28 protein-coding genes are annotated in these 25,858 nt (G+C 49.6%); 15 read left to right on the plus strand and 13 right to left on the minus strand.

The genetic code is table 11. From position 1 onward, the window contains the following. Window positions 1–14 precede the first annotated feature (14 nt). The 4 genes from H6570_19455 (at window position 15) to H6570_19470 (ending at window position 3,927) form a co-directional block, all read left to right on the plus strand. Window positions 15–995 carry an FAD:protein FMN transferase gene (locus H6570_19455; protein ID MCB9321465.1) on the plus strand — a complete coding sequence of 327 codons (981 nt, stop codon included), beginning with the start codon at window positions 15–17 and terminating at the stop codon, window positions 993–995. A gap of 1 nt (window position 996) precedes the next feature. Beyond that, window positions 997–1,533 (plus strand): YceI family protein, encoded by a 537-nt coding sequence (locus tag H6570_19460; GenBank protein ID MCB9321466.1) that lies wholly within the window; start codon window positions 997–999, stop codon window positions 1,531–1,533. A gap of 27 nt (window positions 1,534–1,560) precedes the next feature. Then, a complete protein-coding gene (locus tag H6570_19465) occupies window positions 1,561–2,514 on the plus strand; it encodes an SUMF1/EgtB/PvdO family nonheme iron enzyme (protein ID MCB9321467.1) in 954 nt (317 codons plus the stop codon). Window positions 2,515–2,616: 102 nt separating this feature from the next. Further along, window positions 2,617–3,927 (plus strand): Gfo/Idh/MocA family oxidoreductase, encoded by a 1,311-nt coding sequence (locus tag H6570_19470; protein MCB9321468.1) that lies wholly within the window; start codon window positions 2,617–2,619, stop codon window positions 3,925–3,927. A gap of 57 nt (window positions 3,928–3,984) precedes the next feature. Here H6570_19470 and H6570_19475 read toward each other — a convergent pair whose 3' ends face one another. Together H6570_19475 and H6570_19480 are read right to left on the minus strand one after the other, a co-directional pair. Further along, on the minus strand, window positions 3,985–4,659 hold the full coding sequence (locus tag H6570_19475; GenBank protein MCB9321469.1) for a rhomboid family intramembrane serine protease: 675 nt from the start codon (window positions 4,657–4,659) through the stop codon (window positions 3,985–3,987). Window positions 4,660–4,674: 15 nt separating this feature from the next. After that, the gene (locus H6570_19480) at window positions 4,675–5,643 is read right to left on the minus strand and encodes a KpsF/GutQ family sugar-phosphate isomerase (protein ID MCB9321470.1); all 969 of its coding nucleotides are present in this window, start codon (window positions 5,641–5,643) and stop codon (window positions 4,675–4,677) included. 198 nt (window positions 5,644–5,841) lie between these two features. Here H6570_19480 and recQ point away from each other — a divergent pair, with 198 nt between their 5' ends. Both recQ and H6570_19490 read left to right on the plus strand, forming a co-directional pair. Continuing rightward, window positions 5,842–8,040, plus strand: a complete 2,199-nt coding sequence (recQ, locus tag H6570_19485; protein ID MCB9321471.1) for a DNA helicase RecQ — start codon at window positions 5,842–5,844, stop codon at window positions 8,038–8,040. Window positions 8,041–8,161: 121 nt separating this feature from the next. Next, entirely contained in the window at window positions 8,162–8,596 is a 435-nt protein-coding gene (locus H6570_19490) for a 3-dehydroquinate dehydratase (protein ID MCB9321472.1), read from the plus strand. Here H6570_19490 and H6570_19495 read toward each other — a convergent pair. The 4 genes from H6570_19495 to rho all read right to left on the minus strand — a co-directional run bounded on the left by H6570_19495 (window position 8,567) and on the right by rho (window position 11,682). Continuing rightward, window positions 8,567–9,079: a hypothetical protein gene (locus tag H6570_19495; GenBank protein MCB9321473.1), complete on the minus strand. Its 513-nt coding sequence runs from the start codon at window positions 9,077–9,079 to the stop codon at window positions 8,567–8,569. The two genes, H6570_19490 and H6570_19495, sit on opposite strands and share 30 nt — an antisense overlap. Window positions 9,080–9,084: 5 nt before the next feature. Further along, window positions 9,085–9,480 (minus strand): ribonuclease P protein component, encoded by a 396-nt coding sequence (gene rnpA, locus H6570_19500; protein MCB9321474.1) that lies wholly within the window; start codon window positions 9,478–9,480, stop codon window positions 9,085–9,087. Between the two features lie 18 nt (window positions 9,481–9,498). Continuing rightward, the gene (gene rpmH, locus H6570_19505) at window positions 9,499–9,654 is read right to left on the minus strand and encodes a 50S ribosomal protein L34 (GenBank protein MCB9321475.1); all 156 of its coding nucleotides are present in this window, start codon (window positions 9,652–9,654) and stop codon (window positions 9,499–9,501) included. A 108-nt stretch (window positions 9,655–9,762) separates the two neighbouring features. After that, the gene (rho, locus tag H6570_19510) at window positions 9,763–11,682 is read right to left on the minus strand and encodes a transcription termination factor Rho (protein MCB9321476.1); all 1,920 of its coding nucleotides are present in this window, start codon (window positions 11,680–11,682) and stop codon (window positions 9,763–9,765) included. Between the two features lie 358 nt (window positions 11,683–12,040). Between rho and serS the strand changes: the two genes are divergently transcribed. From serS to frr, 3 genes are all read left to right on the plus strand, one after another. Then, window positions 12,041–13,321 (plus strand): serine--tRNA ligase, encoded by a 1,281-nt coding sequence (serS, locus tag H6570_19515; protein MCB9321477.1) that lies wholly within the window; start codon window positions 12,041–12,043, stop codon window positions 13,319–13,321. Window positions 13,322–13,363: 42 nt separating this feature from the next. Continuing rightward, window positions 13,364–14,047, plus strand: a complete 684-nt coding sequence (locus H6570_19520) for a zinc metallopeptidase (GenBank protein MCB9321478.1) — start codon at window positions 13,364–13,366, stop codon at window positions 14,045–14,047. A 127-nt stretch (window positions 14,048–14,174) separates the two neighbouring features. After that, the gene (gene frr / locus H6570_19525) at window positions 14,175–14,738 is read left to right on the plus strand and encodes a ribosome recycling factor (GenBank protein ID MCB9321479.1); all 564 of its coding nucleotides are present in this window, start codon (window positions 14,175–14,177) and stop codon (window positions 14,736–14,738) included. A 5-nt stretch (window positions 14,739–14,743) separates the two neighbouring features. On the opposite strand, the gene H6570_19530 is transcribed toward frr, so the two are convergent. Further along, window positions 14,744–15,526, minus strand: coding sequence for a UDP-2,3-diacylglucosamine diphosphatase (locus H6570_19530; protein ID MCB9321480.1), 783 nt, complete (start codon window positions 15,524–15,526; stop codon window positions 14,744–14,746). 50 nt (window positions 15,527–15,576) lie between these two features. On the opposite strand from H6570_19530, the gene H6570_19535 reads away from it, so the two are divergent. Both H6570_19535 and H6570_19540 read left to right on the plus strand, forming a co-directional pair. After that, complete coding sequence (locus H6570_19535; protein MCB9321481.1) at window positions 15,577–16,383, plus strand: SDR family oxidoreductase; 807 nt, start codon at window positions 15,577–15,579, stop codon at window positions 16,381–16,383. Beyond that, window positions 16,383–16,889, plus strand: a complete 507-nt coding sequence (locus tag H6570_19540; protein MCB9321482.1) for a DinB family protein — start codon at window positions 16,383–16,385, stop codon at window positions 16,887–16,889. The genes H6570_19535 and H6570_19540 overlap by 1 nt, the downstream gene beginning before the upstream one ends. Here the strand turns inward: H6570_19540 and H6570_19545 are convergent. After that, a complete protein-coding gene (locus tag H6570_19545; protein MCB9321483.1) occupies window positions 16,886–17,659 on the minus strand; it encodes an AMP nucleosidase in 774 nt (257 codons plus the stop codon). The two genes, H6570_19540 and H6570_19545, sit on opposite strands and share 4 nt — an antisense overlap. A gap of 41 nt (window positions 17,660–17,700) precedes the next feature. Here H6570_19545 and mce point away from each other — a divergent pair, with 41 nt between their 5' ends. The 3 genes from mce to H6570_19560 all read left to right on the plus strand — a co-directional run bounded on the left by mce (window position 17,701) and on the right by H6570_19560 (window position 19,874). After that, complete coding sequence (mce, locus tag H6570_19550; protein MCB9321484.1) at window positions 17,701–18,105, plus strand: methylmalonyl-CoA epimerase; 405 nt, start codon at window positions 17,701–17,703, stop codon at window positions 18,103–18,105. 53 nt (window positions 18,106–18,158) lie between these two features. Beyond that, the gene (locus H6570_19555) at window positions 18,159–18,923 is read left to right on the plus strand and encodes a sulfite exporter TauE/SafE family protein (protein MCB9321485.1); all 765 of its coding nucleotides are present in this window, start codon (window positions 18,159–18,161) and stop codon (window positions 18,921–18,923) included. 72 nt (window positions 18,924–18,995) lie between these two features. Continuing rightward, window positions 18,996–19,874, plus strand: a complete 879-nt coding sequence (locus H6570_19560; GenBank protein ID MCB9321486.1) for a flavin reductase family protein — start codon at window positions 18,996–18,998, stop codon at window positions 19,872–19,874. 9 nt (window positions 19,875–19,883) lie between these two features. On the opposite strand, the gene H6570_19565 is transcribed toward H6570_19560, so the two are convergent. Beyond that, window positions 19,884–20,996 carry a flippase-like domain-containing protein gene (locus tag H6570_19565; protein ID MCB9321487.1) on the minus strand — a complete coding sequence of 371 codons (1,113 nt, stop codon included), beginning with the start codon at window positions 20,994–20,996 and terminating at the stop codon, window positions 19,884–19,886. A gap of 86 nt (window positions 20,997–21,082) precedes the next feature. On the opposite strand from H6570_19565, the gene H6570_19570 reads away from it, so the two are divergent. After that, entirely contained in the window at window positions 21,083–21,334 is a 252-nt protein-coding gene (locus H6570_19570) for a GlsB/YeaQ/YmgE family stress response membrane protein (GenBank protein MCB9321488.1), read from the plus strand. Window positions 21,335–21,362: 28 nt separating this feature from the next. On the opposite strand, the gene rfbA is transcribed toward H6570_19570, so the two are convergent. Genes rfbA through H6570_19590 form a run of 4 tightly spaced genes read right to left on the minus strand, consistent with a single transcriptional unit; the run spans window position 21,363 to window position 25,813 of the window. Beyond that, window positions 21,363–22,232: a glucose-1-phosphate thymidylyltransferase RfbA gene (gene rfbA / locus H6570_19575; GenBank protein MCB9321489.1), complete on the minus strand. Its 870-nt coding sequence runs from the start codon at window positions 22,230–22,232 to the stop codon at window positions 21,363–21,365. Further along, window positions 22,229–22,585 carry a hypothetical protein gene (locus H6570_19580; protein MCB9321490.1) on the minus strand — a complete coding sequence of 119 codons (357 nt, stop codon included), beginning with the start codon at window positions 22,583–22,585 and terminating at the stop codon, window positions 22,229–22,231. The genes rfbA and H6570_19580 overlap by 4 nt, the downstream gene beginning before the upstream one ends. Beyond that, window positions 22,582–23,991, minus strand: a complete 1,410-nt coding sequence (rlmD, locus tag H6570_19585) for a 23S rRNA (uracil(1939)-C(5))-methyltransferase RlmD (protein MCB9321491.1) — start codon at window positions 23,989–23,991, stop codon at window positions 22,582–22,584. The genes H6570_19580 and rlmD overlap by 4 nt, the downstream gene beginning before the upstream one ends. Window positions 23,992–23,995: 4 nt before the next feature. Continuing rightward, window positions 23,996–25,813, minus strand: a complete 1,818-nt coding sequence (locus H6570_19590; GenBank protein MCB9321492.1) for an OmpA family protein — start codon at window positions 25,811–25,813, stop codon at window positions 23,996–23,998. Between the last annotated feature and the right edge of the window lie 45 nt (window positions 25,814–25,858).

A 25,858-nucleotide genomic window follows, 5' to 3' on the forward strand; every position in this document is an offset into this window, starting at 1 on the left:
TTAATCGATTTATGATGTCTTCAAAAGTAATCATTTTCGCGGCAGTCCTGACATGGGTTACAGTGCATTCATCACCACCGGCCTGGATCCGGCTGGAGGCCGATCAACCCAAACTGGGAACCCTGGTCCGTATCGTGCTTTATACGACCGATTCGCTGGCGGGAATGACAGCCCTGGAGGAAGCTTTCCGGGAACTGGACCGGATCAATGCCCTGATCAGTGATTACGATCCTGACAGTGAGCTATCCCGGATCAACCGGCTGCAATCGAAAGATACCATTGCCATTTCTCCCGAGCTTACGGAAATACTGTCCACTTCCCGGTCCGTTAACATTCAGTCCCGGGGTGCCTTTGACCCGACGGTCAAACCCTGCGTTGATTACTGGCGTGAAATCCGTGTAAGTGGTAAGCCGTTACGGATGAATAAGATCCGGCGGCTCAAACGATCGATTGGATTTGACTTAATGTATCTGGACACGACCGGCCACCGGATGGCGAAGGGAACCCCAAATATGGCATTGGATCTGGGTGGTATCGGCAAAGGGTATCTGGGCGATCGCATCATTGCCTTTCTGTCTGGGAGGGGATTTCCCCGGGCTATGATCGATCTGGGTGGTGACCTGGTAGCCGGCGAACCACCTCCCGGACAATTGGGATGGCCTATAGCATTCCCGGAGGAAGACGATTGCCACTTTCTGCTTAACCATCAGGCGCTGGCCGGTTCCGGGGGTACCTATCAATACATCGAACGTCGTGGCAAGCGCTACAGCCACATCATTGACCCAAGAAACGGTCTGGGTATTGAGGCATCCCGTTCAGCCTATGTCCTGGCGTCAAAAGGCTCCGACGCCGACGCCTGGGCATCAGCGTTAAGCGTGCTGGGAGCAGAAGCAGCCAGCCTGGCTTTACCGGTGATCTGGCAAGTTACGGATGATCAACTAAGCTTGGCATCTCCGGATTTTAATGAGTATCTTCACTGTAAAAATGAACGATAAAATGCGAACCTTCCTAATCACGCTGACAAGCTTGATCGTGGTCACCGTGAGCGCACACGGACAAATGGCCTCCTGGTCCCTGGATACCGCACAGGTACACGTGGATGGCACCTCTACCCTGCATGACTGGACAGTACAGGTTCCGGATGTAAAAGGTACTCTGGTGCTGGATGGCACCAATCTCAAAGAGGTGGAATTGTCCTTTGGTGTGGCTACCATGGCCGGCGGCCGCGGGGTCACCATGGATGATAAAATCAAAAAGGCCCTGAATAACGATACCCATCCCCGCGTCCTCTTCAAAAGCACTCAGATCAAGGCGATGGGCAATCAGATCATCGCTTCCGGCAACCTGGATGTGGGGGGTGTGAGCCGTACGGTCGAAGTGACCTGCCAGTCCGATCGTCAGGGACATTATACGGCGACCATACCCTTGTCCTTCTCACAATTTGAAATAGAACCGCCCTCAGCATTGTTTGGTTCGATCGTTTGTGGGGACGATTTGTCCATCCATGTTAACCTGGAATTTAAAAGCAACTAGACGACTCAATTAAAATTATCAACCATGATTAAGTTTATTTTGCTCCCAATGGTATTCATCGGAGCTGCGGTACTGGATGCTCCGGTGCCGGCAGATGCCTATAAGGAGACACTGGCTGGTACCGATGTATCGTTTACCATGGTTCCTATCCCTGCAGGAAGCTTTTTGCTGGGCGCTTCTCATAAAGACAAAGCCCATGAGGCTGACGAGTTACCCAATAAGACCATTACAATCGATGGCTTCTGGATGAGCTCAACGGAGGTTAGTCACAACCTTTATGATGTCTACCGCAATAAAGAAAAGGATCTGGATGCGAACGGGACTCCGAGGACGGAAGGTATTGTTCGCCCCAGCCCACCTTACGAAGATCCCAGCCACGGCATGGGCGGATCCAGTTATCCGGCCAGTGGGATGACACAGTTTGCTGCATTACAGTTCTGCAAATGGCTGTCCGAGCGTACCGGTAAATTTTACCGCTTACCCACGGAAGCAGAGTGGGAATATGCCTGCCGGGCTGGCAGCAATACACCTTATTTCTTTGGTAAGAAGGCTAAAATGCTAGCCGATTATGCCTGGTATGCAGATAACAGCGGACAAAAGCTGCATCCGGTAGCTACCCGGCAACCCAATCCCTGGGGACTGTACGACATGTATGGAAATGTGGCAGAATGGACCCTGGATCAGTACCAGGCCGATGCTTACACCACTTTTGCCGATAAATCAAGCGACCCCTGGTACAAGCCGAAAGCGCTGCATCCCAGATCGGTGCGGGGCGGTTCCTATCAGGATGACGCCGCCGCCATGCGCAGCAGCAACCGAATTGAATCGGATCTCCAGTGGAAAAAACGGGACCCACAAATTCCCAAAAGTTTCTGGTGGAATACCGATTCACCTTTCGTGGGTTTTCGCATCATCCGCCCCATGAACGAACCCAGCCAGGCTGAACAAAAAGCGTTCTGGGAAATGGTATTAGGCGGATAATGATCCTGCCTTTATCGGATTGATTTGTATCTTAGGGAGTGGACGAAAATATGCCATATTCTTCTGTCCATTGTCCTTTAACTTGAAAAAACATTAAACATCATGTCAGGAAAAATAAACCGTCGTTCATTCGTAGAACGCACCGCACTTGCCGGAACCGGAGTGGTCATCAGTCCTTTTATCTCGAGCGCAGCCGGATTTTTTAACAGCGTGGATGACACCATCAAAATCGCATTGGTTGGCTGTGGTGGCCGGGGAACCGGCGCGGCTAGTCAGGCCCTGAGCACCAAGCAAAACGTCAAGCTGGTCGCAATGGCTGATGCTTTCAAAGATAATCTTGAAGCCAGCCTTACCAACATCATCAATGAAGTCGGCAAGGATAAGGTGGATGTACCCAAAGACCGCCAGTATGTTGGCTTTGATGGTTACCTGCATGCCATACAGCATGCCGACGTCGTTATCCTGGCAACACCTCCCGGATTCCGGCCCATCCATTTTGCTGAAGCCATCGCTCAGAATAAACATGTATTTATGGAGAAACCGGTAGCTACCGATGCTCCGGGGGTTCGTAAAGTACTGGAGACTGCAGCAATTGCCAAGCAGAAAAAACTGAATGTCGTCGTCGGATTACAACGCCACTACCAGGCCAAATACAATAAGATCATGGACCTGGTCCACGATGGAAAGATCGGCGACATCACCTCAGCCCAGGCTTATTGGAACAGCGCCGGGGTGTGGGTGCGTCCGCGCGTTGCCGGCCAAACGGAGATGGAATACCAGATGCGCAACTGGTACTATTTCAACTGGCTCTGCGGTGACCACATCAACGAGCAGCACATCCATAACATTGACGTGATCAACTGGGCTAAACAAGCCACCCCGGTATCTGCACAGGGTATGGGTGGTCGCCAGGTACGCACCGGCAAGGAATATGGGGAGATCTACGATCACCACTACGTCGAGTTTACGTATGCCGACGGATCCATCATGAACAGTCAGTGCCGACATATCAAGAATTGCTGGGATGAAGTGAATGAAAAACTGACCGGCACCAAGGGAACCGTTGATTTTGGGGAAGGCAGTGTGATGGGCTACAATGGCAAATCCATCCTGAAATACGACGATAAGAACGACCCGAACCCCTATCAGGTGGAACACGATATGCTGTTTGACGCCATTGCCAAAGGAGAATACAAGTTTGATAATGCGGAGTACGGCGCCACCAGTACGATGACCGCCATTCTGGGTCGCATGGCCACCTACTCCGGGAAAATGATCAAGTGGGATGAGGCCCTGAATTCCAAGATCAGCATCATGCCGAAGGAATATGCCTGGGATGCCAATCCTCCGGTTCTGCCAAATAATGAGGGATTCTATCCGATCCCGATGCCTGGCAGCACCGAGGTGATCTGATCGTTTAAAAAGCTAAATATCGGGCCAGAGCAATCTGGCCCTTTTCATTTTAATACCTCACGCCCGCAGCACATAGGTATCCGACCGGAACCGTTTTCTGAAATACCAGCCAAACAGCAGTCCAAATGAAAACCCTCCGATGTGAGCCCACCAGGCTACGCCGGTTTCTTCCGCTGCTACGCCCATGGAATAATACCCGCTGACCAGCTGCTGAACGATCCAGAAGCCCAGAAATACCAGTGCCGGCACATAAATTGACCTGAAAAATATCAGGATTAACACTTTTATCCGGCTCACGGGAAACATGACCAGATAAGCGCCCATGACTGCCGATATGGCCCCGGAAGCGCCAATGGAAGGGACGGTACTGCCCGGGTTTAAGAATACATGTACTCCGGAGGCGACTACACCACCGGCAAGGTAAAACAACAGAAACAAGCCGGAACCGACCACCGCCTCTATGTTGTCGGCAAAAATCCATAAGAATAGCATATTGCCCAGGAGGTGCATCCAGCCGCCATGCAGAAACATGCTGGTGAACAACGTCAGATAGTCTTGTCCCTGTAAGATGTGGTATGGTGTGGTGCCATAATCAAATACCAATTGCTGCAGTTGATCCGGCGACAGTGAAACCTGAAAGAAGAAGACCAGAAAATTGATCAGGATCAATGCATACGATACTATCGGGCGGGCCCCGCCACGCACCTGATCATCACCAATCGGAAATATCATAACCAGCCAGTTTAATTATAAAATGCCTTCCTGCAGTATGTCGTGAAGATGGATGATCCCGACATAATCCTCATCCTCCATTACAATCAGTTGGGTGATGCTGTTTGTGCGCATGAGCGCCAGGGCATCTACCGCCAAAGCGCCTGCAGCAATGGTCCTGGGCGCCCGGGTCATTATCGTTCCGGCATCCCATCCGGAGAGGTCCCGGGATTTGCTGAGCATACGCCTTAAATCACCATCCGTAATGATCCCCTTCAATTTCCCATTTGTATCCGTCACCGCTGTCGCTCCTACACGCTTGGAAGTCATCTCCACGATTACCTCCTGCAAGGTGGCGTCAGGCCTGACCGCCGGTTTTTCATGCCGGATCATCAGATCCCTCACCCGCAGATACAACTGTTTACCCAGTGTCCCTCCGGGATGAAAACGGGCGAAATGTTCAGGGGTAAAGTTTCGCATAGCCAGAAGACAGGTAGCGATGGCGTCACCGATGACCAGCTGGGCAGTCGTGCTGGCAGTAGGCGCCAGGTTATTTGGTTCGGCTTCACGATCTACCGGCGTGTGAATCACGTACTTAGCCTGGCGGGCTAAAAAACAATCTGCCTGCGCGACCACCGCGATGAGCACATTGCCAAAATCCCTGATGAGCGGGATCAATACCCGCAGTTCCGGGGTCTCACCGCTTTTGGACAAAACAATCAGCGTATCTTCCGGCTGGATCATCCCCAGGTCACCGTGAATGGCATCTGCACCATGCATAAAGAGGGCGGGAGAGCCGGTCGAGTTGAGGGTGGCTACCCATTTTTGCCCGATGATGGCACTCTTCCCGATGCCGGTGACCACGATACGTCCGGGGCTATGGAGCAAATGTTCAACCGCTAAGACAAAATCCTGATTCAGAGTGGATTGCAGCGAATGAATAACTTCTGCTTCGATTCCAATGGTACGGGATGCAACCTCTAAAATTCTGTTTGATTTATTCACGATATGTTGGTATCTTCGTAGCCTTTTTAAAAGGACCTCCCTCTCCAAGAGAACTCAATCAAGACCTAAAATGCTGCAAAATAAATGAAAACATTTCAAGCGCAGCCGCTTTTTTTACGTACCTTATGTAGGTAATACACTAGCTGAGAAATAGGAAATTCGAGAATGTATTTGGTTCAAAAAACAATATAAGACGCAATGCAAGTGTCCGAAATCTCTTTACACGAGTCACTGCAAACCCACTTTGGTTTTGATCAATTTAAAGGAAATCAGGAATCCATCATCCGAAGTGTACTCTCCGGTAACGATACCTTTGTTTTGATGCCTACTGGAGGCGGTAAGTCCCTGTGTTATCAATTACCTGCACTCATCATGCCCGGCACGGCTATCATCATTTCACCGCTCATCGCACTGATGAAGAATCAGGTGGATGCGCTGCGGGGATATAGTGAAAGCGATCATGTAGCGCACTTCCTCAATTCGTCGTTGACCAAAAAACAGATCAACGAGGTGAAAGAAGACATCATCAAAGGCAAGACCAAATTATTGTATGTCGCTCCTGAGACCCTGACCAAAGACGAGAACATTCAATTCTTTCAGAACGTACCGATCAGCCTGATCGCCGTAGACGAAGCCCACTGCATCTCAGAATGGGGCCACGATTTTCGCCCGGAATACCGCCGGATCAGGGAAATGATTGATGCCATCGGTGACAATACCCCAGTCATCGCCCTGACAGCCACGGCTACACCGAAAGTACGGAGCGATATCATCAAGAACCTCGATATGCAGGAAGTGAAGACGTTCGTCTCATCCTTCAACCGGGAGAACCTTTATTACGAACTGCGGCCCAAACTGAATAAAGCCCAGACCATCAAACAAATCGTGCAGTTCATCAGTGAGCATAAAAATGAATCCGGCATCATCTATGCCCAGGCTCGGAAAACCACGGAAGAACTGGCTGAAGCGCTCTCAGTGAACGGGATAAAAGCAGCGCCTTATCACGCCGGTCTGGAAGCTAAAGTGCGGGCTAATGTCCAGGATGCATTCCTGATGGAAGACATCGATGTCATCTGCGCCACCATAGCCTTCGGGATGGGGATCGACAAGCCTGATGTGCGTTTCGTGATCCACTTTGATATACCCAAGAGCATCGAAAACTATTACCAGGAAACCGGCCGTGCAGGACGTGATGGTATGGAAGGCCATTGCCTGGCATTCTACTCCTATAAAGACATCATGATCCTGGAAAAATTTCTCCGGGATAAAACAGCTGCTGAGCGGGAAATGGGTTCCCAGCTGCTGAATGAAGTCATCGCCTATGCCGAAACGGCCACCTGCCGGCGCAAATTCCTGCTGCATTACTTTGGCGAGCATTTTGCCGAACAGGACTGTGATGCCATGTGTGATAATTGCCGTCACCCCAAAGAAAAAATAGAGGTTAAAAACGACATGGTCAAAGGTTTGCAGGCCATCCTTGAACTGAATGAGAATTATGGCGTGAAACTCCTTGTGGATTTTATGACCGGCAAAGAAACCCAGGAAATCAAGAACTTTCGCTTCGACGAAAAACAATATTTCGGATCCGGAAAGGCAAATGACGAAGCTTACTGGCACTCCATATTCCGCCATGGGCTATTGCAGGATCTGCTGCTTAAGGATATCGAGAACTATGGCCTCCTTAAGCTTACGGATGCGGGAAGATCGTTTATCAAACATCCGGTATCGCTCAAGATCCCTATCAATCACGTCTACAGTGAAACGGACCACCATGACCACGAAAGCAGCCCTCGTTCCGCTGCACTCGACATCGCATTGGTGCAAATGCTGAAAGACCTGCGCAAGTCCTTTGCGAAAACGAAAAATGTTCCTCCTTACGTGATCTTCCAGGATCCGTCCCTTGAAGATATGGCTACTCAGTATCCCATTTCCATGGATGACATGAGCAAAATTCAGGGTGTAAGCCTCGGTAAAGCACAACGCTATGGGAAGCCCTTTATCGATCTGATCCATCGCTATGTGGATGAAAACGACATTGAAAGACCTACTGACTTTGTCGTCAAACAGGTAGCCAATAAATCCAAGAGCAAAGTGGCAATCATCCAGGGTATCGACCGGAAATTACCGCTCGAAGACATCGCCTCAAGCAATCAGCTTTCGATCGAAGAATTGTACCGTGAACTCGATGCCATCGTATCGTCCGGCACCAAACTGGACCTGGACTATTATCTGGAAGAGAACCTCGATGAATACAATATCGAAACGATCTACGACTATTTCATGGAGTCCGTGAATGACTCCATAGACGAGGCGTATACCGAACTGCAGGATGATGACATCACCCTGGAAGAGATCCAGTTGGTGCGGTTGAAATTTCTTTCGGAAATGGCCAATTAACGTTTCGACTTCATCTGGCTGGAAGACAGTAATTCAATTCTGACCACGTATTGTCCATAACATACGCGTATCTTGCATGGTCCTTTAGGTTGGACCTTGCAAAACAGAATGCTTCACGGGTATGAATATTTTAATTCTTAATGGACCAAATCTAAATTTACTGGGTAAACGAGAGCCGCATATTTACGGCACAAAGACCTTTGAAGATTATTTTCATGAATTGCAGGCACGATTTCCGCAAGTCGAGCTGGTTTATTATCAGTCCAATCACGAAGGCGATCTGCTGGATGAATTACACCGGGTAGGTTTTTCCTGGCCAGGCATTGTTTTTAATGCCGGCGCCTACACGCATACCTCCATCGCCCTGGCAGATGCGATAGCAGCGATTACTTCACCGGTCGTCGAGGTTCATATCTCGGATATTCACCAGCGGGAAAAATTCCGGCATCATTCCTACATGCAGCCTTATTGCATCGCCCAGATCAGTGGTAAAGGACTGGAAGGCTATGCCCAGGCTATTCAAATGCTAATAGATCGACACGTCGAGAACCCGTAAATGACATCTTTTGCCCATCTTATAAACCGGTTTGCCCAACAGCTGATCGATGCCCAGACCTAACAGAAGATTACCCGCACCATAAATGTAGGGCTGGGGATAATCCTTGATCGGAGGAATGATATTGGATCTGGCCAGGAACAAGGAACTGATCGCTATATTGGCACCTCCAGCCATCAGGGTTTTTCCCACTATCCGCCAAATTTTGCCCTTGGAGCCAAGTTTGATCTCCGTTATTTCCTGTACATCGAGATGCATGGGGACGCCTGAACTAACGTCCTCGATCAGGATGGTACCCCGGTCAGCATTGACATCAAGGATGGTGCGTGTAATCCAGGTATCGGTGCCCAGACGGAATACCAGATCATCACCCGGGTAAAACTTGATGGTGCGGGGTGAGCCGTATTTTTCAATTTGCATAAACTTCTGACTGTACGCAGCCAGGTTCAGCATCAGTGCTGTCAAAATCAACCATGATCTCATGTTGATTATACGTCTGAGGGAGAAGCTTTGCGAACTGATTTCTTTAAAAGTTTTGTTAAAAAACGAATACCCCGGTCAATGGCATCATAGGTAAGGGCCTCTTTACCCACATAAATGTACATAAGCAAAATGGTCTTTCCTGGGATAGTGGGGATCTGATGTTGTTGCAGGCGAAAAGCTTCGCGGGTTTGACGCTTGAGCCGATTGCGGTCTACGGCTTTAGGAAATGGTTTCTTGGGGATGGATACTGAAAATAAAAAAGGGCTCCCGGTAACATCATCTACCGGAAGCCATAAAAGTTTAAATGGATAGTTGAATAATGATTGACCTTCCTTAAATAAACGGGTGATTAGCTTTCGATGCTTTAATCGCCGTTCCGATCCCAAGAACAGGTCAGGCATTTATCCATTCGTGCCGGATCATTTCAGTCTGCGCTCGTCGCTGACGGAAAGCTTATGTCTGCCTTTAGCCCGGCGGCGAGCCAACACCTTACGACCATTTTTTGAACTCATGCGGGTCATGAACCCATGTTTGTTTGATCGTTTGCGTCTGGATGGTTGAAATGTACGCTTCATGACTTCTATCGATTTATCAGCAAGCTGCTTAAAAAAAGGACCACAAAGGTAGCCTTTTTACGCTTATTACCTACGGATTTTTGAAAAAATTAGCTTCAGTTTTGAATCTTATCCATTCATGGATGCCAGGAATTCATCATTATTCGTGGTTCCCCGCATGTATTTTAACAAGAACTCCATGGCTTCGTCGGGTTTCATATCGGCAAGGTGGTTGCGCATAATGAACATCCTCTGCAAGACGTCTTTTTCCAGAAGCAATTCTTCGCGGCGGGTGCTGGACTTGGTCAGGTCGATGGCCGGGTACAACCGTTTGTTGGCCAGGCTGCGATCGAGTTGCAACTCCATGTTACCTGTGCCCTTGAATTCTTCAAAGATGACACCGTCCATTTTGGAACCGGTGTCGATCAGTGCGGTTGCCAGGATCGTCAGGGAGCCGCCATTTTCGATCTTACGGGCTGCACCGAAAAACTTCTTGGGTTTCTGGAGTGCGTTTGCTTCCACACCTCCGGACAATACTTTTCCGCTTGATGGTGCTACCGTGTTATAGGCACGTGCCAGGCGGGTAATGGAGTCCAGCAGGATCACAACGTCGTGGCCGCATTCTACCAATCGCTTGGCTTTTTCCAGAACGATACCGGCAACACGCACATGGTTATCAGCCGGTTCGTCAAAAGTAGAAGCGATCACTTCAGCATTGACACTCCGGCGCATGTCGGTGACCTCTTCCGGACGTTCGTCGATCAGCAGGACGATCATGTAACAGTCGGGGTGATTGGTGGCAATGGCGTTGGCAACATCCTTCAATAAATAGGTCTTACCCGTCTTAGGCTGTGCCACGATCAAACCCCGCTGGCCTTTTCCGATCGGTGTAAACAGATCTATCATACGGTTACCGTAATCTCGACCGAGTGGATTGGTGGTTAAATTAAATTTCTCCCGTGGAAAAAGCGGCGTCAGGTAATCAAAGGGGACCCGGTCACGGATTCTGGCCGGCTCCAGAGCATTGATCCGGGAGACCCGCAGCAATGCAAAATATTTTTCTCCTTCCTTCGGAGGGCGAATAGCACCGGTCACAGAATCGCCGGTCTTTAATCCGAACAATTTAATTTGAGAAGGCGATACGTAGATATCATCAGGTGAAGACAGGTAGTTGTAGTCAGAAGAACGCAGGAATCCATACCCATCAGGCATCATTTCCAGTACGCCTTCTCCCTCAACAATTCCATCCAGATCAATGTTGAACCGCTCAACCGGTTCTCTTTGCTCACGTTGGTCCCTGGGATCCCGTTGTTCACGTTGATCGCGCTGTTCGCGTTGTTCACGTTGATCGCGCTGTTCGCGTTGATCGCGCTGGTCGCGAGGCTCTCTCTGATCCCGCGGTTCTCGTTGTTCCCTTGGTTCACGATATTCCCGTTGTTCACGCTGTTCTCTTGGCTCCCTTTGTTCTCTTTCTGCCGGCTCGGGGGCAGGATTCCGCCTGGGCTGTTCTTTCGTCTCATTTTGATGCTGCTGAGGCGGGCGAGACGGTTCTTCCTGACGCGCCGGTTTGGCTTGTGGCACCTCTTTGCGATTGGCTGGACGCTCCTCACTAGCTGGTGCTTTCACTTGTTCTGCAGGCTGGGGAGCAGGTTTGGGATCGGCTGGCGGTTCTTTTATGTTGCTGGCACTGGGTGTCCGGCGCCGGCGCCTGCTACCGGAGTTACCGTCATTGGCTTCAACTGCCGGTGGGGATGACGGTTCATCCTGCTTTTTTGTTTCTTTTTGCACAGGTTTGGTATTTTTTTCTTCTTTATTTGCTGCAGCTGTGCGGGGAGCCGGCTTTTCAGCGCTTCCATTTTCTTTGGGTGCAGCTACCTTGCTGGTGGGAGCAGGTTTGGCATTCTCGGGGTTTGTCAATGCTTGCTGATCCAGTATTTTGTAAATCAGCTCCTGGCGAGTTAATCGCTTGTAACCTTTTAGACCGATTTTTTCTGCGATGTCCCTCAACTCAGGAACCAGCATATCGTTCAACTGCAGAATGTCGTACATATCTTGTCCTTGATAAATTAGATGTAAATCACGTTTAGTAGTAGGTGAGATGTTTGCTTTCTCAAATCAGCTATAAATCAAATTCCCCTTAACAAAATTGATGATCTCAAAATATCGTGATGGGAGTTTCCTGCTTAAACTTCTAGTTGAAGCTGGAAGTTGATGTGCTTTAAACGCGGTAAAGTTAAATCATTTTTTAATACCAACGAATAAGGGTCACATTTTTAAACATTTTTTTTGCCAAAATCATTCCAATACTGATTCCTTCAGAATTATTGCCATCCAACTAACAATCAGGCAGCCGCACGTTGACTCAAAATTGTATTAATTTTGCCCCGAAAATTTAACGATATCTGTCATGCTAGAAATTTCCCGCATACGTAGTGACTATAATGCCGTGGTAACCGGATTGCGCAAACGAAATCTGTCTCCGGAAACCATGCAATTGGTGGATGAAGTGTTGCAGCAGGATGACCAGCGCAAAATGATACAATCTGAACTGGATCAGCTGCTGGCTCAACGGAATCAGCTATCCAAGGAGATCGGCTCGCTGATGCAACAAGACAAACGCGAGGAGGCTGAAACCATGAAACAATCGGTGGCCGACATCAAGATCACCGCCGAATCCCTGCAGGAAAAACTCAACAGTGCCAAGGACCGTATCGAGGCCATTCTGTTGCAGCTACCCAATGTCCCGCAGGCCATCGTACCGGAAGGCCGATCTGCCGATGACAATGAAATGTACCGGGAATGGAAAGGACCATTACCTGCTCCGGGGGAAAAGCCCGAACCTCACTGGGAGCTGGGTAAAAAATACCGGTTGTTTGATTTTGAACTGGGTGTGAAAATCACTGGCTCCGGCTTTCCCTTGTACCGCGGTAAAGGAGCCAAACTGCAGCGTGCACTCATCCGTTTGTTTCTCGACAAAGCCATTGATGCAGGATACGAAGAGATCATTCCTCCTCTTCTGGTCAATGAAGATTCCGCCCGGGCAACCGGCCAGCTTCCGGATAAGGAAGGGCAGATGTACCATTGCACCGTCGATAACCTGTATCTGATCCCGACAGCAGAGGTTCCAGTAACCAACATCTACCGGGACGTGATCGTGCAGGAATCCGACTTTCCCATCAAGCTCACCGGTTATACGCCCTGCTTCCGCCGCGAAGCCGGATCTTATGGCTCCGATGTGAAAGGCTTAAACCGGGTACATCAGTTTGACAAAGTAGAAATCGTCCAGTTTCAACATCCGGACCAATCGGACAAGGCGTTGCTTGAAATGGTCGAACATGTGGCCGGTATCCTGGATGAATTGGGTTTGCCCTACCGCATCGTACGCTTATGCGGAGGGGACCTGGGCCATACTTCATCCATAACCTATGACTTTGAGGTATTCTCTGCCGCACAGCAGAAATGGCTGGAAGTCAGCTCGGTCTCCAACTTTGAGACCTTTCAAACCAACCGGATGCGGTTGCGTTTCCGTAACGCAGAAGGCCAAAACCAACTGGCCCATTCACTTAACGGCAGTGCCCTGGCGCTGGCCCGTGTTGTAGCTGCATTGCTCGAATATTATCAAACATCTGACGGTATAGAAATGCCTTTCGTCTTAATACCTTACACCGGATTCGAACGAATTGACTAAGTCAGATGTTAATATCTCACAAACCTTAACAAAAGTCGGACTATGTATCTAATCATCATTGTCATTTTCGGTATTCTCTCGCTGGTCGTCAGCTCGCGTCTGAAGAATAAATTCAAAGAATATAGCCATATGCCTCTTTCCACCGGTATGTCCGGTGCGGAAGTAGCTCAAAAGATGCTGCGTGATTATGGCATTCACAACGTACGGGTTGCCGAAGGTCAGGGAACGCTGACGGACCACTACAATCCAAAAGAAAAAGTGGTCCTGCTAAGTCCGGATGTTTACCATGGACGGAGTGTGGCGTCCGCTGCGGTGGCAGCTCACGAGTGCGGACATGCGGTACAGGATGACACACAGTATGCCTGGCTCAAGTTTCGTTCGGGCATGGTGCCGATCGTTCAGTTTGCTTCCATGGCCCAACAATGGTTGTTCATGGGCTTGTTATTTGGATTCGGTGCAACCCACAACAGTTCATTCCTGCTGATTCTGGTAGTTGCTATGGCCATCACAACCGCATTTTCACTGATAACCTTACCCGTGGAATTTGATGCCAGCAACCGGGCACTGGTCTGGCTGGATAAAGAAAATGTAACGCACTCGGACACCGAGTATTATGGCGCCAAGGATGCCTTGAAATGGGCTGCGCTGACCTACGTCGTAGGAGCTTTGAGCGCCCTTGCTACCTTGCTGTATTTCGTACTGCGATTTATGGGCAGCAGGGATTAAAGGATAACAATCTGAGGTCAAAAAGATGATCAGGGAACCATTCCGGGTCATCTTTTTGTATTTTTGGCAAACCGGATGGGGGTGGAATCGTTATCCGGTTATTGATGATTTAAAAATTTGATCGGAAATGTACGAGAATATTAATTCGGTAATCAAAGAAGCGACTGAGCATTTTGACCGCAGTCTGGAACACCTCCAACGTGAATTGACCAAGATACGTACCGGGAAGGCAAACACCGCTATGCTCGAAGGTGTCCTGGTTGAATATTACGGGAGCCCGGTGCCGATCAACCAGGTAGCAAACATCACGGCCAGTGATTCGAAGACCATTACCATCCAGCCATGGGAGCGCAAAATCATAGCCGACATCGAGCGGTCCATTTTCGAAGCTAATCTGGGTGTCACGCCGCAGAACGATGGAGAGGTCATCCGTCTGACCATTCCTCCGCTTACCGAAGACCGTCGTAAAGACCTGGTCAAACAAGCCAAAGCCCTGGCTGAGGATACCCGGGTCGGAATCCGCACCGAGCGCCATAAAATATTGGACTTCGTGAAAAAAGAAGTAAAAAACGGCTATGCTGAAGACGCCGGGAAGCGCATGGAAGGCAAGGTGCAGGATCTGGTTAACGAATACAATGAGAAGGTCCAGCACATGGTTGATGTCAAAGAAAAGGATATCATGACCATCTGATGCGATCAGGAATTTTCCGGATAAACCGTTCGCCTGTCCATCTCAAAAAACTCCAGTCGCAATTCTTTCCCATCGAAGACACCGTATGAATTGTGGTGCAGCCAGTCACCAAGATTGATGTATCGGGCCTGCCCACCCGGAATAACTGTGTCTATAGGTAGATGGCGGTGACCAAAAACATAATAATCAACCGGATCAAGCTTTTGATATCCACAAGCATACTCGAAAAGCCATTCCCGCTCCAATCCATTGAATGCTTCCATTTGAACATTGGCTTTTCTGCTTTTTCCTGACCAGAACTGTGCCATCCGGATCCCTAAATTGGGGTGAATACGGGCAAAGCTCCATTGGGCTACCGGATTGGTAAATACCTTCTTGAGAAACTTGTAGCCCCGATCATGGGGACCGAGACCATCACCGTGGCCGATAAGGAATGTTTTACCCTGGTGTATGGCCCGGATAGGCTGGTTCCGGTGAACGGCAACCCCAATCTCTTCTTCCAGGTAACCGAACATCCAGAGATCGTGATTTCCGGTAAACACCGAGACCGGCATTCCACCATCCACCAATTCCGCCAGAGTCCCCAGTAACCGGGTATTTCCTTTGGGGATCACCTGATTGTACTCAAACCAAAAGTCAAAAAGGTCACCCACGAGGTAGAGGTGGGCGCAATCGGGTGCGATGGAATGCAGCCATCGTACGATCTGTTTTTCCCGCTCCCGGGAAGTCAACCGGGCATCAATACCCAGGTGAAAATCGGATGCAAAATAGATTTGACTCGCCGGCATGCATTTACTAACTTCCCTGCAAAAGTAGATAATCTGCTATTTATCACCATATGGAGAAGCTATCGCACCAGTCGGAACTTCCACTGACCGGCAAGAATGCACTGGTCGGAGGAAGCAGTAAAGGTATTGGCAGAGCTTGCGCCCATGAGCTTGCCAGGCTTGGCGCCCGGGTTATTCTCGTATCCCGCAGTTCGGATTTGCTGCAGAATGTTTTGAATACGCTGGATCGACCGGTTAATCAGGAACACCAGTATCTGGTTGCCAATTATGATAATCCGCAGGGATTGGTCACCAAAGTCCAGGATATCCTTCAGCTCATGGCTATTCACATCCTGATCAATAACACCGGCGGGCCGGCTTCCGGCAAGATCGTCGAGGCTAAAGCTGACGCCTTTCGCAATGCTTTTGATCGGCACCTCATTTGCAATCACCTGTTAACACAGGCAGTGCTTCCGGGCATGCAGCAGGCAGGTTATGGCCGCATCATCAACATCATTTCCACGTCCGTCAAACAACCGCTGGAAAATCTCGGTGTATCCAATACCATCCGTGGGGCCGTGGCTAACTGGGCCAAAACATTAGCCAGCGAGGTCGCTGCCGCGGGGATTACGGTTAACAATGTATTACCAGGCATGACTTATACCTCCCGGCTCGAAGAGCTCATCAACATCCTGGCCAGCCAGCGGGGAATAACTGCGGAGGAAGTGGAGCAAACCATGATACGCGAGATACCAACCGGGCGATTTGGAGAACCAAGGGAGATTGCCGCAGTCGTCGGATTTTTGGCGTCTCCGGCGGCATCCTATGTCAACGGCATTAATTTGCCAGTCGACGGTGGTCGCACCAAATCATTGTGATGAATGAATTTGAGAACTTATCCGATCTCCACCGGGAGTATACCTACCGGCTGCAGAACACCCTGGAGTCCATCCCATCGGAACTGATCGTGATAACCCCGGAATCAGGATGGTCCTTTTATCAGATCTTTGATCATATCGTACAGGTGGAGTCCAGGATATTCGGTTTCATCACTTCCGGCAAAAAGCAGGAGCCAAAACTGAACTGGGAGACCAGACGCCTGCACAAGGCCATGACAAACCGTTCGTATAAAGTCAGCTCACCCGAACCATTCCTGCCAAAATCGCGCGAAAGCTGGTCCGAATTGTATGAAAAATGGCAATCGATGCGCAGCCAGCTTGAACATCGGATATCCGTGGGTTCCATATACTTTGACGATGAGGAAATGCTTCATCCGATATTGGGGAGCCTGACCCGAATGGACTGGTTCTATGTGTTTTATTTCCATGGTGAAAGGCACCGTCTGCAGATGGAAGAATTAATGGAGCGTCTTGCCAGTGCCTAGAATTTCAGATGCCGGACCGTTTGGGCATTGTTGATCAGCTGATGCAGTGAATCAATCCCGATATTCAGATGGCGTTCTGCAAAATTGGCGGTGACCCGCTGATCACTAATATCGGTCTTCACACCATCCGGCGTCATGGGCAGGTCGGAAATGAGCAGCAGGGCACCGGTCGGTATCTTATTGTAAAATCCAACCGAGAAGATGGTGGCCGTCTCCATATCGATCGCCAGACAGCGCATCCTGCGCAGATAATCTTTGAACTCCTGAATGTGCTCCCACACCCTGCGGTTCGTGGTGTAAACTGTTCCGGTCCAATAGTCCTGAGCGTAGTCCCGGATCGTGGTGCTGATCGCTTTTTGCAGGGCGAATGCAGGTAACGCCGGGACTTCTGCCGGAAAATAGTCATTGGAAGTACCTTCCCCGCGGATGGCTGCAATGGGCAGGATCAAGTCGCCAACCGCATTTTTGTCGGTACGCAATCCTCCGCATTTCCCTAAAAAAAGACAGGCTTTGGGTGATATCGCCGCCAGCAGATCCATTATCGTCGCCGCATTGGGGCTTCCCATACCAAAGTTGATGATCGTGATGCCGCCATGGGTTGCATTGGGCATCGGTTTATCCGCTCCAATGACCGGCACATCAAACTGATGGGCAAAGAGCTCCACGTAAGATTGAAAATTGACGAGCAAAATATACTTTCCAAATGCTTCCAGGGTCAAGCCGGTGTAACGTGGCAGCCAATTGTTAATGATCTCTTCTTTTGTTTTCATGGCCCATTTTAAAGCACGAAATTAGCTAAAAAACATCCCTTATGTTAACATTAGATCACGTGGGGATTGCCGTGGAAGACTTGGAAACAGCAATTTCAATGTATGAGGACCTGCTTGGCCAGCCACCGGTACACCGCGAAATAGTAGAGTCACAAATGGTGGAGGTAGCTTTCTTTCAGACCGGTGCAACACAGATCGAACTGATCGCGAGCAGAGACCCAAGCAGCGCCATCGCCCGTTTTCTGGACCGCAAGGGACCCGGCATCCACCACATGGCTTACAAAGTCGCCAGAATCCAAATTGCCATGCGTTACATGGTGGAAAAGGGATACGAGCTCATCGACCAGACGCCCCGCCTGGGTGCGCAAAACAAACTGATTTGTTTCCTCCATCCCCGGTCAACCCAGGGCGTGCTTATCGAACTTTGCCAGCATCAAAAGGCCTGATGGAATATTTTATCCTGCTTTTTCAATAGCAATTATCAACTTTGAGGATGCAAATGGATTGGCTGCAAATCACCATCGCAATCATTGGCGGTTTATTTGCCGGAATCATCAATACCCTGGCCGGCAATGGATCAGCCATCACGCTGACTATTCTGACAGAAGTACTGGGTCTTCCGGGTAATGTGGCCAATGGAACCAACCGCATCGGTATTCTGGCGCAGGGAATGGCCAGTGTTCGATTTTTCTGGAAGCACAACCAACATGCCATCCATCGCGCGCGCTGGTGGATCCTGATCATCTTTATCGGGGCTATGGTGGGCGTTTGGGTTGCCACTGCCGTCAGCAACGCCGTTTTCAAACAAATTTTCTCCTATCTGATGATCGGTATGCTGGTGGTTACTCTCATCAATCCCAAGCGGTGGTTGCGCACTTCCGATCTGGAATGGAAAATGCCCTGGGTCCTTTCCATACCCATCTTTTTTATCCTGGGATTCTACGGAGGCTTTATCCAAATGGGCATGGGTGTGTTTTTTCTGGCCGTCATGGTCCTGGTAGCCCGTTACGATCTCATTGATTCCAATGCCATCAAAAATGTAGTCGTGGTCCTGTACACTGCCGTGGTCCTGGTCATTTTTCACCTGAAAGGACTGGTTGACTGGCCGGTGGGACTGGTCATTGCCATCGGGCAGGCAAGTGGTGGATGGCTGGCAGCGCGTTTTGCCACGCGGATCCCTGCTGCTAACCGCTGGGCCTACTGGCTACTCATCGCCGTCGTCGTACTTTCCATTTTCAAGCTCTTCGGTTGGTGGCCATTTTAATCCGGAGCCTGATCGGATTGCACATCGTTTAAATCGGAAAAAGATACCTGAAATGATGAAAATTGATTGACCATGTTTAAGACCTTCGAACCAGGCCCCACACCTCAGCGTGATTTTTACCAATACCTGATCGGTTGTGTCGGTCCCCGTCCTATCGCGTTTGTGAGCACCATCAACCAGGAAGGAGTGCCGAATCTGGCGCCCTACAGCTTTTTTAATGCCTTCAGCAGCAATCCACCCATGGTGGTATTTTCTTCCGGACTGCGCGGTAAGGACAGTTCAGCGAAGGATACGCTGAACAATGTTCACCTGAATGGGGAAGTGGTCATCAATATGGTCAATTACGCCATTGTGCAGCAGATGGCCATAGCCAGTGTGGAATTTCCACCTGAAGTGGATGAATTTGTAAAATCCGGCCTGACGCCTCTGGAGAGTACTTGGGTCAAACCATACCGGGTTGCTGAATCACCTGCTTCCCTGGAATGCCGCGTGCAGGAAATCATACCACTGGGAAATGCCGGTGGGGCCGGACATTTGGTTATTTGCCTGGTTCTGGGGATCCATATCCGCGAAGATGTCATTGACGAAAATCACCGTATCGATCCGCATAAAATGGATTTGATGGGCCGTCTGGGTCGCAGCTACTATGTTCGTGCCAGCGGTCAGGCTGTGCATACGATCGTCCAGCCTATCCTTGAGCAGGTCGTCGGTTTTGATGCCATACCGGCAGAATACCGCAACAGCTCTGTTCTCACAGGAAGCGACCTGGCACATTTTGCAGGCCTTTCATACCTTCCGGCATCGAAGGATATCGGGGAACATGTTCACGGGGACATGACCTGGCAGCAACTGCGGCAAGAGGCTGAACGGAGTGAAGAGCTCCACCGTTACCTGCAGCATCTGGTCCATACCGGCCGGACAGACCATGCCTGGCATCTGATGTTTGGGTAGGCTGATGCTTTATTGTTCCTGATGCTGTTCGAGTTTTTCGATCCTCCTTCGATTGATCACTTTACGGATCCAGTTCGGAATAATGATCACGCCTGCCAGCAGGTAAGAATAATAAGCCATAGCCCGCCAGATCAATGCAACAATCAGGGAGATGCCTCTTGGTACATAATCGCTGAGAAAGCCACCAAATACAAATTCGGCAAATCCCGCGCCTCCCGGAGTGGGGCTGAATGCCATAATGACAAACATCGCTTCCAAGCGGGCGTATAAGGCGAATTGAGCCATAAAATGCATGTCGGTAGTGGGTACAATAGCAATGATCAACGCATTCAATAAAAGAAATCGCATGGACCAGGCGATCGCTGTACTGGCAAATGCCGTGAAGTGAAAATACAACCCGCGGTTTTTCAGTTCCCTGGAAGAAACGACAAAATCACGGCCCAGTTCTGCTGCCCGCTTTCTAAACCGGCGCAGCCAACGGAAGCGTGTCACCCAGCGCAGCAGTACGGCGGTTTTGTCCGGCCGGATGAACAAACCGTAAAAAAAGAAAAAGCCGTAAGTGGCCATGAACAGGTAAGAGGCCAAAAAGGTAAAGAACCAGCCATCCAGGTCGCTCCATCCATGGAGATTGGGCCGGATCATATTGGAACCAAAGAGCAGGTAAAGAAAGATCAGGGTAAAAATAAAGAATGCGGTATCCAGGACGATGGTGTACAGGACGATGGCGGTCACCTTGGCGGTTTTAAGTTTTTCCTGGGCCAGCACAAATAAGGCTACTGCAGAGCCTCCGATGCTGGTTGGGGAGACTGCACTGGAAAATTCCCAGATAAATATCAGCTCAATGGATTTCATCCAGCTAAAAGCCCCTCCGGCCAGCGTATGCAGTCGCCAGGCGTAGGCTAAATGCCTGATAACCAAAATGATGGCGGCTATGCTGATCCAAAAAAGCGTGTGCTGATTCCAGTCGATCTTCTTAAAATCCTCCGGATTAAATTTTTGCCAGAAGAGGTATCCAACGACCAGCAGCCCCAGCAGGATGGGTAAAATGATCCGCGAAGAACGGATGGAGCGCAACACCTCATGTTCTTCTTCGGGTTTAATATCTTGGTAGTGGTCTTCCAAAAAGGTAAATTATAGCACAAAGTTGAAGAAAAATAGGAAGTTCGATTCTGGTAACTTACGGATTTAAAACAAGTTAATCTTTGTCTATGAATTTGCTGTATACCTTAATTGTTGGAGCAATTGCCGGCTGGTTGGCTGGTTATTTGATCAAGGGCCGTGGTTTTGGTTTGGTGGGAAACATCATCGTGGGCATCATCGGCGGACTGATCGGCGGGTTTATCTTTAGCATCGTGCCTATTCTTGGCCGGGGCTATGGTTTTTTGGGTTCGCTGATCACTTCCATGATGGGTGCCGTCATCCTGATCTATGCGGTCGGATGGTGGAAAAACCGGAAATAAAATCCCCATTCCATCCACCTTTGACTGGTCAGTATTTCCGGTTGAGTACCCGTAGCAGATACTCTCCATATCCGCTCTTCAGGTATCGCTCACCGAGGATCTGCATCTGTTGGGCATCAATGAAGCCGCGGTGGTAGGCTATTTCTTCAATGCATCCGATTTTTAATCCCTGCCTTTCTTCAATGACCTGGATGAATTGTCCAGCCTGCATCAATGAATGGTGTGTACCCGTATCCAGCCAGGCAAAACCACGGCCCATGACAGCCACTTTCAATTTTCCCTGTGCCAGATAAGCCCGGTTCACATCGGTAATTTCATACTCACCCCGGGGGCTGGGCTTAAGATTTCGGGCTATTTCAATGACGGAGTTGTCGTAAAAATAAAGGCCCGGAACAGCAAAATTGGATTTCGGTTCTGTGGGTTTTTCTTCAATGGAAAGGGCATTGAACTGGGCATCGAATTCGACCACCCCATATCGCTCCGGGTCTGCAACCTGATAGGCGAAAACGACCCCGCCAACTGGATCCTGGCAACTAAGGAGCAATTTGTCCATGCCATTCCCGTAGAAAATGTTGTCGCCCAGGATGAGGGCTACTTTATCATCGCCGATGAAATCTGCACCCAAAACAAAAGCCTGAGCCAGTCCATTGGGTACCTTTTGTTCCTTATAGGCGATAGTGCAGCCTATGTCCGAACCATCTTTCAGCAGTCGTTGAAAATTAGGGAGGTCTTCGGGTGTGGAAATGATCAGGATCTCACGGATACCCGCCATCATCAGGATCGAGAGCGGATAATAGATCATCGGTTTGTCGTAAACCGGCAACAATTGCTTGCTCGTCACCAATGTCAGGGGGTACAAACGCGTGCCCAGTCCTCCTGCTAAAATGATCCCTTTCATTCCTGGTGTTTATAGGGTAAAAATAGAAACTCCGCCTGATTAGGCCCGATGTAAAATATGCAGATATGGTTTTCAGGGTCTTTATAAACCTGGATAAAAGCATCGACTTTTTCCATTTGGATCACCTGCTTGGTCACCAGCTCCTCCAGGGTGCTGACGTGAATATTTAATGGTCCCCCAGATTCTTCCCGGTCGATGAGGGGTATGCCCAGGTCCACGGGCGATATCGACACGATCATGATGGGATATTTGGAGATCTCCTGTTCCAGCACGGCATTAACAGCCCGGTCCATGATGGAATGATACGGGAATAACTCCTCCCGGATCTGTTTATATTTTTTAGTTTCTTTCATGCTTTTAATGTCAACAAGGTAATATTTTCAATGTGGTGGGTATGGGGAAACATGTCCATAGGCTGATGGGATATATCCTGGTACACTTCGCGCATTTTACCCAGATCCCGTGCCTGCGTAGCTGGATTACAACTGACATAGATGACTTTCGGCGCTTTGATGGCATTGAGAAACTGGATCACCTGATCGTGTAACCCGGCTCTTGGCGGGTCGACAATGATCAAATCCGGCCTTCCGTATTTTTCGGCAAATGCATCGGTCAGTACATCCTTAACATCCCCGGCGAAAAAATCCGCACTTGCTATCTGATTGATCTCTTGATTCATCCTGGCCTCATCGATCGCTTCAGGTATTACTTCAATGCCGACCACATGGCGGCATTGATCTGCCAGGTAGAGGCCGATACTGCCGGTGCCGCAATAGAGATCATAGACGTTTTCCGTACCGTTGAGATCGGCGAGTGATGCAATGGTCTCGAACATCCGCAGCGCCTGGTAGGAATTGGTCTGGAAAAAAGATTTCGGCCCTATCCGGTAGGTCCGGGAGCCCAGGCGTTCATGGAGAAAAGGAAGTCCGGCATAGGTGATGAACTCAAGATCATGCAGGGCATCGTTGCGCTTGGTATTGACTGCATACTGACAAGATGTGATTTCCGGAAAATGCGATATCAGGTATTCCATGACCGTCGCAATCGCATCCTGATCGTCGTAGCCAACGATTACGGCAACCATGAGATCGGGAGTAAATGCTGCTTTACGGACCAGAATCCCCCGTAAAAAACCTTGCTGGGCAATGAAATCATAAAATGTGAAATCGTGCTGCCGGGCGAGATCCCGCAAACCATTGCGGATGGCATTGGTAGGCTCATCCTGCAAGTGACACCAATGGATGTCCACGACCTTATCGTAAAATCCGGGCGGATGAAATCCTACCGCTCCGGTGGACTCGAGCTTCTCACCGGACCGGATCTCTTCCGGTGTCTTCCACCGATGCCGGGCAAATGAATATTCCAGTTTGTTGCGAAAGTGCCTGGTGTGTTCAGAGCCCATGATGGGCCGGACTTGTGCATTTTCGATTTTTGCGATGCGACGCAATGATTCCCTGACAGATTTTTCTTTGAATTCAAGCTGGTGCTTATAATCCAGGTGCTGCCATTTACAGCCTCCACAATTCCCAAAGTGTTCACAGAAGGGCCTCACCTCCCACGGAGACGGGCTGACCTGCCGGATCACCCGTGCCATCGACATTCCCTTGCGTTTCCGTAAGATCTGAACATCAACCACTGCTCCCGGCAAAGCACCTTCCACCAACAGAATCTCACCTTCGGGTGTCTTACCAATGGTCCGTCCTTCATCCGCTATGTCAACAATAATTACCTGCTGACGAGTTTTTACCGGTCTGCCCATACGACTATTTCAGAACAATAAATTCAGTGCGGCGGTTTTGCTGTCTTCCCTCAGCCGTATCGTTGGAAGCAATGGGCTTATCAGCTCCGAATCCTCGATAGGCTAAACGGGATGACAAAATACCTTCATTGATGAGGTAATTATATACCGCTTCTGCCCGGAGGTTGGACAACTCCTGATTAAACGCTTCAGAGCCGGTGTTGTCCGTATGTCCCCGGATTTCGATGCGAATATCGGGGTTTGTTTCCAGAAATGTCTTTAACCGGGATAGTTCCTGGGTGGAACCGTCCAGCAACTCCGCTGAACCGGTAGCAAAAAACACATTATGCAGAATGACCGGCACCTCAAGGGTATCTATTGCACCCGAAGATCTCACCGGCTGCAGGTAAACGGAATAGTGTACCGGCTCGTAATAATTTTGTTGCGGAGTAAGATCCACATGGCCGCTGAAAGGCAACCAATTGGGCACATTGACATATACTCCATACGTCGAGTGGGCCGGTAGACAGGCGAACCAGGCATGGGTTGAGTCAATGGCTTCGATGGTTGGCGCCTTTTCACCATTCGGGCGGTAAACTTCCACGGATCCATACACCGGAGTACTGTCAATAGCCGAGAACAATTCGACATAGAGGAAAGTCATGGGTTGGGGTGCCCAGGAAGCATCCGGATGAAAGCGGTAAATGTCCAGCTGGCCCTGGTTGTTTTGGTAATTGGAAAACCGGTCCGTGGCCAGATAGGCCCATTGTCCATCCAGCTGAATGGACAAGCCACTGTCATCTCCTTTGGTATTGACCGGGTATCCCAGGTTCTGGGGTTCGGTCCAGTGTCCGGTACTGTCTTTGCGGCTGACAAAAATGTCTTTAGCCCCCAATCCAAAGAGGCCATCTGAAGCAAAATACAAGGTTTGGTCATCGGCATGGATAAATGGTGTCACTTCATTGCCGGATGTATTCACCGGGGCTCCCAGATTAACCGGGGCGCTCCAGAAGGAATCCTGCCAGAATGTCATCCATATATCACTACCCCCTAATCCACCAGGACGGTTCGAACTGAAATAGATGGTCCGACCATCTGCTGAAATGGATGGCTGGGACTCCCAAAACTCGGTATTGACCGGTGCCATGAGCAGATGTGGGGTATCCCATCCAGAAGCAGTCTTATCCAATAGAAAAAGATCACAACTACGGTGCATGGATGGATCAAAGCATACGGTTACGACCATGCGGTTACCACCGGGCGTGATGCTGTAGCCACCCAGATCATAGCGCGTGTTCCAGGAAAAAACAGATTGTGGGTTTGACCACCCGGTATCCTGATACTGGCTCTGGAGTAATAATTCCCGCGCTCCTACTCTCCTGGTGAAAATTAACCGCTCAAATGCGGTGATGGCTGGCAGGTACTCCAGATACGGGGTATTGATGTTGCCGGGAAGCGGCTCCATCTCAGAAATAGTATGTTGTTCGCCGTCCAGGATCAGGACAAGGCGATCGAGTTCTTCCCGGGCTGTCTTGATTTGCTGCGGTTGGCCTTCACCACTGTCCAGAAAGGCCTGTATCGATTGTCTGGCCTTATCAAATTCTTTCTCGTGATAATAGAGGTCCCCCAGTGCAAGTAAATATTGCGGTTGAGGGTCGTATTGAAGTTCCATTCCTTTCCGGATGGATCCGATGGCTTCGGGATATTTGCCCAGTTGCTGATAAATCCCTCCCAGGTCCAGCCACGCCTGACCGTTAAGGGTATCTTCCTGAATGATCTTCTGATAGATGGTTTCAGCCTGTTCGAACTGCCTGGCTTTGATCAGCTCTCTGCCGCGCTCCATCCATTTATTGATTTTTGAACTATTCTGAGTGTATGCCGGTAGGAC

The organism is Lewinellaceae bacterium, assembly GCA_020636135.1.
Taxonomy (GTDB): Bacteria; Bacteroidota; Bacteroidia; order Chitinophagales; family Saprospiraceae; genus JAGQXC01.

Coding starts and splice junctions, on each gene's coding strand:
- H6570_19455 (MCB9321465.1), top strand. CDS start 15: ATGTCTTCAAAAGTAATCATTTTCGCGGCAGTCCTGACATGGGTTACA.
- H6570_19460 (MCB9321466.1), top strand. CDS start 997: ATGCGAACCTTCCTAATCACGCTGACAAGCTTGATCGTGGTCACCGTG.
- H6570_19470 (MCB9321468.1), top strand. CDS start 2,617: ATGTCAGGAAAAATAAACCGTCGTTCATTCGTAGAACGCACCGCACTT.
- H6570_19475 (MCB9321469.1), bottom strand. CDS start 4,659: ATGATATTTCCGATTGGTGATGATCAGGTGCGTGGCGGGGCCCGCCCG.
- recQ (MCB9321471.1), top strand. CDS start 5,842: ATGCAAGTGTCCGAAATCTCTTTACACGAGTCACTGCAAACCCACTTT.
- H6570_19490 (MCB9321472.1), top strand. CDS start 8,162: ATGAATATTTTAATTCTTAATGGACCAAATCTAAATTTACTGGGTAAA.
- H6570_19495 (MCB9321473.1), bottom strand. CDS start 9,079: ATGAGATCATGGTTGATTTTGACAGCACTGATGCTGAACCTGGCTGCG.
- rnpA (MCB9321474.1), bottom strand. CDS start 9,480: ATGCCTGACCTGTTCTTGGGATCGGAACGGCGATTAAAGCATCGAAAG.
- rpmH (MCB9321475.1), bottom strand. CDS start 9,654: ATGAAGCGTACATTTCAACCATCCAGACGCAAACGATCAAACAAACAT.
- rho (MCB9321476.1), bottom strand. CDS start 11,682: ATGTACGACATTCTGCAGTTGAACGATATGCTGGTTCCTGAGTTGAGG.
- serS (MCB9321477.1), top strand. CDS start 12,041: ATGCTAGAAATTTCCCGCATACGTAGTGACTATAATGCCGTGGTAACC.
- H6570_19520 (MCB9321478.1), top strand. CDS start 13,364: ATGTATCTAATCATCATTGTCATTTTCGGTATTCTCTCGCTGGTCGTC.
- frr (MCB9321479.1), top strand. CDS start 14,175: ATGTACGAGAATATTAATTCGGTAATCAAAGAAGCGACTGAGCATTTT.
- H6570_19530 (MCB9321480.1), bottom strand. CDS start 15,526: ATGCCGGCGAGTCAAATCTATTTTGCATCCGATTTTCACCTGGGTATT.
- H6570_19535 (MCB9321481.1), top strand. CDS start 15,577: ATGGAGAAGCTATCGCACCAGTCGGAACTTCCACTGACCGGCAAGAAT.
- H6570_19540 (MCB9321482.1), top strand. CDS start 16,383: ATGAATGAATTTGAGAACTTATCCGATCTCCACCGGGAGTATACCTAC.
- H6570_19545 (MCB9321483.1), bottom strand. CDS start 17,659: ATGAAAACAAAAGAAGAGATCATTAACAATTGGCTGCCACGTTACACC.
- mce (MCB9321484.1), top strand. CDS start 17,701: ATGTTAACATTAGATCACGTGGGGATTGCCGTGGAAGACTTGGAAACA.
- H6570_19555 (MCB9321485.1), top strand. CDS start 18,159: ATGGATTGGCTGCAAATCACCATCGCAATCATTGGCGGTTTATTTGCC.
- H6570_19560 (MCB9321486.1), top strand. CDS start 18,996: ATGTTTAAGACCTTCGAACCAGGCCCCACACCTCAGCGTGATTTTTAC.
- H6570_19570 (MCB9321488.1), top strand. CDS start 21,083: ATGAATTTGCTGTATACCTTAATTGTTGGAGCAATTGCCGGCTGGTTG.
- rfbA (MCB9321489.1), bottom strand. CDS start 22,232: ATGAAAGGGATCATTTTAGCAGGAGGACTGGGCACGCGTTTGTACCCC.
- H6570_19580 (MCB9321490.1), bottom strand. CDS start 22,585: ATGAAAGAAACTAAAAAATATAAACAGATCCGGGAGGAGTTATTCCCG.
- rlmD (MCB9321491.1), bottom strand. CDS start 23,991: ATGGGCAGACCGGTAAAAACTCGTCAGCAGGTAATTATTGTTGACATA.
- H6570_19590 (MCB9321492.1), bottom strand. CDS start 25,813: ATGGAGCGCGGCAGAGAGCTGATCAAAGCCAGGCAGTTCGAACAGGCT.